Raw genomic sequence first — 5,901 nt, forward strand, 5'->3', positions numbered from 1 at the left:
AACGAGCGCCCATATCATTCATCACCTCGGTAGGCACATTTTCCGTATTCACTTATCTTAACATAGTTAGGTTTTTTCCCGCCCACCTACTTACGTCTTTACAAGTACACGAGAAATTGTCCATAAGATGAGCAAGAAGATTAAGTAAATTATGCCAACTAACCCAAACTCAATCAGAGGAATATAGGTTACTTCATAAATTCTGCCCAAGCCGCGTTCAGTCAGTCCATAAATGGCCAGTACACTCACTAAAAAAACTCCGTAAATAGTACGTTTAGTCCAGATACCTACAGGTAAACCGTGGAGTTGGGTAAGTACTAAAATGCCAAGAAAACCAAAGAGAAATGTGGGCCACTTGCTTTGTCCTAGCATCAACGATACAACTACACTATGTAAAACCACTGTTATTTCTAAAGAGAACGTCCACCAACGGTTTGTATGAGCGCGGTTAAAGATCAACGACGATTGGAGCAGAAGCAAGAACATATAGAGAAAACCAATTAAGTGCCCCACAGTCGCTTCCATTGGGTGATACCAAAAGGTGTAGATAGCAGCGAAGGAGAAAAAATAGCCGTGGTACAGCTTGATAATTTGCAAAAACTGTTGATGGAATGGAACAGAATTGCCAAAAAACAAACCGCGTCGAGGCGTTTCTAAAATTAGTACAAACACCAGTAAGAGGACAACTGCACCTTGAGAAGCCCAAATTGAAGTATCTTGAGCTAAAGCATCGTACCAAATATAGGTCTGGAGGAAGTGTAAAGCGATGAATGCACCGTTAATGGCAAGCATGAGGTAATTAATCGGGTGCAATGCTGATTTGTATTTCAACTGCGATCGCTGCGCCCACAAGATACACGCCCAGATGCTAAACTGATGCCCAATGTACATACCCCAAGCCGTCGCCCGACTCCAAAAAGTCGGTTCGGGAAGCTTCCAGTAATACCAGTTTAATCCTTGGTCAGGAAGTTTGGTGATGCTTGCAGGAATGCTCCCACCCATCCAAATTGCATAGGTGAGGAGGATGCTTATGAAAATCCCTAAAAATAATACTCGGCGACCTGTCATATTAATTCGTAATGGGCTACGCCCTGCTTCGTAATTCGTAATTCTTAATTAAGGTCTAGATTGTCAGGCGATACGCTCTGTCTTGACTTCATATACATTTTTAGTCACTCGAAAACTAAGAGTCAAAGCTACTAGCATTACTAAAGTTCCACTTAAAAAAGGAGCATAACTCCCAAATTTCATAAAACTAATTCCTGCCCACGTTGGCCCACCGATGCGTGCTAAGGCAGAGCAAGAACTGGCAATTCCTAATATTTGCCCTTGCTCTTCTGGGGCTGTCATCTGGGAAATTAAACTATTCAATATTGGTTGGCTAATACTAATTCCCCATGCCACAAGTGTAGTAGCGACCAACAATAAAATTAAGCTTTGTGAAAATCCAATTAGTAGTAATCCTAAACCTAACCCTAATATTCCCAAGATAAGTAACTTGATTTCGCCAAAATGTTTCTTGAGGAATCCGATTAGTCCTCCTTGAATTATTGTGCTGACAATCCCCATGAAGGCAAAAAGATAACTAGTTTGTTGAGGGCCCCAGTTTAATTGCTGCTTAGACCATAAAGCCAATGTAGAGTCCATAGCTGCAACCGCAAAGGTTACTAAAAAGTAGATTCCTACAAGCACACAAAACTGTGGACGTTGTGACAGTTGTAATAAATTCAGCCGTCGCTGATGCTGGCGATGAACTTTGATTTTGGCTTTAGTTTCAGAATTTAGGGACTCTGGAAGTAATATCAAAGCATAAAGAAACGCTAATAAAGATAATCCGCCTGCGAACAACGATGGTAGATGAAAGTTCGCGTTGTCAGGATCAGATCCGATGAGAAGACCCCCAATCGCTGGGCCGAGAATGAAGCCAAGACCAAAAGCTGCTCCGATTATGCCCATACCACGAGCTCGATTAACTGGCGTGGTAATATCTGCGATGTACGCCTGAGCGGTACTAATATTCCCTGCCATAATCCCCGCAAGACTACGAGCCAGAAACAACATCCATAATGAATTGGCAAAGCCTAAGCCTGTGTATGCAATTACAGAACCGAATAGAGTCAGTAACAAAATTGGACGACGACCGTAGCGATCGCTAAATCTGCCCCATAATGGTGCAAATAAGAACTGCATTAAAGAATAAATCGCTACAAGCAGAGTGGCTTCATTCGGTTTTGCGCCGAATTGTTCAGCATACAAAGGCAGTATCGGCAGAATAATTCCGAAGCCCAGCAAGTCTATAAATACAGTCAAAAATAAGGCAAACATAGACTTGCTATGATTTTTGCTCTCCATAGTGCAATTCCCTTTTATAAAAAATATGTGTAACTTAGATTGGTTGTATGCACAGCAGGGAATGCTCGATCGTAAAGATTCATTGAGTGCGATCGGTAATCAGTTCAAGCAAAATGCGTGAATTTGAGCGTGATTGAGCGAAATAGCGTGGAATAAACCCATTATAAAAATTAAGCCAGTAATACTACTAATAAAAGCAACTACGATCTCGTGCTTCCGTATAGCTTTTTGTATCTTAGCTTCTATGATGTGTTCTACTTCTTTGTATGACATTGACTTTAATTTGGCTAAAGATAAAAATAAATTCTCTGGAACTTACGTCTGACATAAGTTGGAGTATGCCTAAAACTTCCAACTTCTTCAATCACGAGTTATTTTGACACTGTATGTAGCAGGGTCAAAATAATTCCTAATTGATAATGATGTTAGGGAATCCTGCAAACGTCATTATCAGTTACAATCAGTGTTAGGTGATTTCCGGAAAATAAATTACCCAATAAACCGATTGAGTAGCTATGATGCCCTACTGGGAAAAGGACTCTTTTAACTGACTTGGTAATTTCTTATTCAGAAATCTCCTTAGCTCTGGACTCATCACTGATAGCAATACAAGAAAGCAAGTCTGCGACCCCTCCCTACGCGCAGCGTCTAGTATAGAGTGTCTTGCAGACCACCCAATCAGAGATTTTGGTATGGGCTGCTCTTTACTCTTCAATTACGAATTAATAATTATTTGATCGAGGGCGTTGACGTAGTTTCAAAACAGCACCTGAAACACCAAATGCTAATATCGCCAAGGTATAAGTTGATTCAGGAACTGCAAGAATGCTTACCTGATTGATGGCCAAGCCGAATTGGGGAGCAGAACTGCTAAAAACGAGTCGTGAGATGTTTGGGGTGTCGCTACGAATCCCCAAGAACACTGCCGAATTATCTAATGCTAAGGACGAAATATTTGGAACTGAAAAACTACCCAAAAGGTTATTGTTGCTATCAAAAGCGTTGAGAAAAGTTTCAACTTTTAATTTACTAGTGTCTATAGCTATTTGAGTCCCAGCGCCAAGAACAGGCTGGGCAAAACTAATCGTCAAAGGCTCACCGTTTCCCTGAGTTCCAGGATCGGGAGTACCAGGAGGAAGAGGAATAAAACCTGTTGGATCTATACCTCCAAAGAGAATAAAATCGCCTGGAGTAAAGTTACTGCGAATTCCAGGAGAAGGTAAAGTTTGAAAGACAAACGGTGGAGTAATCCGAGGATTATTCGTTGGAGCTATATTTATATCCAACCCTAAACCACCTTGGGATGTTGCTGAAAAAGAGTTAGGTAAAAAGACAGAAAAATCAGGAGCAGAGGGATTGAATACTTTACCTAAACTTCCCCAATTAACTAGATCGTTTCCTCCTAAAACAGCGCGTTCAGTTACTAAGAATGTAGCTGCTTTAACTGGTAATGGAATAACCGTTATTATAGCTGTAATTGCTGGTAAGTATTTAACAGATAATTTAACTAATTGATTTATCATAGAATACACAAGGCTTACTCCTGAATTACTAAAAAGATAATATCATTAAAATGGAATAATTCAACACCCAGGATGAGGCAATGTATTGCTCTACTTGAGAGAGCTAAACTAACTACTGTGTTTAATGGTTATGTTGCCAAAACTTTTTGATTACTGGCTATTAAAAGTTGATATACTTAATATTTTTCCTAATTAAACATCATTTTTCCTACATAATTTTAGTATGGGGTATAGACACAATTGCTCGTGTCTATACCATGCTGAATCTGTTGTTGATTGACTACTAGACAGTAATTCCACAACAAACTTTAAAAAGCTTTAACTTGTTATGAAGTTGTAACTCGCAGTAACTTTAGACCAACTGAATAGTTAGATTGGATGAGGAATTTTGAATGAAGGCGAATTGATTTCCTAAGAAAGACAAATCACCGCTCAATGAGTTGTAGGAAAAATCACTAAGATTAGTAGTACCAAAGCCTGCTTTAGAAACTTGGATTACGTCGCTTTGACCAAAGTTGTAATCTGTAATGGTGTCAATACCATCATTAACACTGTTGAAAACAAACTTATCTGCACCAGAGCCACCAGTGAGAATGTCAGCACCTTGTCCACCAATGATGGTGTCATTACCGAAGCCACCGGAGATAGTGTCATTACCGAAGCCACCTTCTAATCGGTTATTTTGGCTATCGCCAGTAATGCTGTCACCTGCATTTGTACCGATGAGATTATCAAAGTTGAGTACATTAAATGTTATTGTCCCCAAACTAGGAACGTTAAGGGCAGAGATAGTTTGCTCCTGTAAGTTAGCAGTGATAGATACACCAGCAACAGATTGTGAGGAATCTATGGTGTTATTGGCAACGCTAGCATCAGCAATAACTGTTTCTACTTTAAAAACTGTGTCTGTTCCGAAGCCACCAGCTTTAGTGATTTGTCCTACACCTGATAGGGTGATGGCTTTACCTAGCTTGCTGTAGTCTGCGGTATCAAAGCCATCTCCGCCATCGATGCTGTCGTTACCTTTACTGCCCTTGAAGGTATCATCGCCTGCACCACCTATCAAGGTGTCATTACCCAGTCCACCATCAATCAGGTCATTACCATCTCTACCATCAATCAGGTCATCACCAGCCAGGCCAGTTAATTGGTTATTTTGGCCGTCACCCTTTATGCTGTCATTGTTAACAGTACCGATAACATTGGCAAAGTTGACTACATTAAATGTCAATGTTCCCAAACCAGGAACATTAAGAGCAGAGATAGTTTGGGCTTGTAGGTCAGCAATGGCAGCTACCCCAGGCAAAGATTGAGACGCATCTATAGTGTTATTGGCAACGCTGGCATCAGCAATTACCTTATCTACTTGAAATACTGTATCTGTTCCGAAACCACCAGCTTTAGTAATTGTCCCTACACCTGAGAGGGTGATTTTTTTGCCTAAGCTGCTGTAGTCTACAGTATCAAAGCCACTTCCGCCATCAATGCTGTCGTTACCGCGACTGCCTCTAAATGTGTCATTGCCACCATTGCCTGTTAATTTATTATTTTGGCTATCACCTGTAATGCTGTCATCTGCATTTGTGCCGATGACATCATCAAAGTTAACTACAGTAAATGGCAATGTCCCCAAACCAGGAACATTATTGGCTGTCAAAGTTTGGCTTTGTAGGTTAACTGTGATAGATACACCAGCTAAAGATGCGGAAGCATCTATGGTGTTGTTGAGAACACTAGCATCGGCAATAATCTTTTCTACATTCAAGAGTTGGTCTTGTCCCAATCCACCAGCTTTGGTAACTGTCCCTACTCCTGAGAGGGTAATAGTTTGACCGAGTTTGCCGTAGTCTGCGGTATCTGTACCAACTCCACCATCAATGCTGTCATAACCCTGACCACCCTTAAAGGTGTCATCACCAGTACCACCTAACCAGAACTTACGCATTGACAGGAGTCTGGTTATGTGTACTCAAGCCCATCTTTTGTTCAAGATGTTCCAGAATGAAGTCACGAGCCACCTGAAGAG

The 5,901-nt window shown here is 40.9% G+C and carries 4 protein-coding genes; all 4 read right to left on the bottom strand.

The window, feature by feature from the left end; all coding sequences use genetic code 11:
• Positions 1-90 precede the first annotated feature (90 nt).
• Positions 91-1,068, bottom strand: a complete 978-nt coding sequence (locus tag V7K42_RS12890; RefSeq protein WP_334916703.1) for a hypothetical protein — start codon at positions 1,066-1,068, stop codon at positions 91-93.
• Positions 1,069-1,131: 63 nt separating this feature from the next.
• Positions 1,132-2,352 (bottom strand): MFS transporter, encoded by a 1,221-nt coding sequence (locus V7K42_RS12895; protein ID WP_334916705.1) that lies wholly within the window; start codon positions 2,350-2,352, stop codon positions 1,132-1,134.
• Between the two features lie 722 nt (positions 2,353-3,074).
• Entirely contained in the window at positions 3,075-3,875 is an 801-nt protein-coding gene (locus V7K42_RS12900; protein ID WP_334916709.1) for a hypothetical protein, read from the bottom strand.
• 352 nt (positions 3,876-4,227) lie between these two features.
• On the bottom strand, positions 4,228-5,820 hold the full coding sequence (locus V7K42_RS12905) for a calcium-binding protein (protein ID WP_334916707.1): 1,593 nt from the start codon (positions 5,818-5,820) through the stop codon (positions 4,228-4,230).
• Between the last annotated feature and the right edge of the window lie 81 nt (positions 5,821-5,901).

It is taken from the genome of Nostoc sp. (assembly GCF_036917455.1).
Classification (GTDB): Bacteria; Cyanobacteriota; Cyanobacteriia; order Cyanobacteriales; family Nostocaceae; genus Nostoc.

What these genes read in the sequence shown, in the direction of transcription:
- V7K42_RS12890 (WP_334916703.1), bottom strand. Translation starts at nt 1,068, where the DNA reads ATGACAGGTCGCCGAGTATTATTTTTAGGGATTTTCATAAGCATCCTC.
- V7K42_RS12895 (WP_334916705.1), bottom strand. Translation starts at nt 2,352, where the DNA reads ATGGAGAGCAAAAATCATAGCAAGTCTATGTTTGCCTTATTTTTGACT.
- V7K42_RS12900 (WP_334916709.1), bottom strand. Translation starts at nt 3,875, where the DNA reads ATGATAAATCAATTAGTTAAATTATCTGTTAAATACTTACCAGCAATT.
- V7K42_RS12905 (WP_334916707.1), bottom strand. Translation starts at nt 5,820, where the DNA reads ATGCGTAAGTTCTGGTTAGGTGGTACTGGTGATGACACCTTTAAGGGT.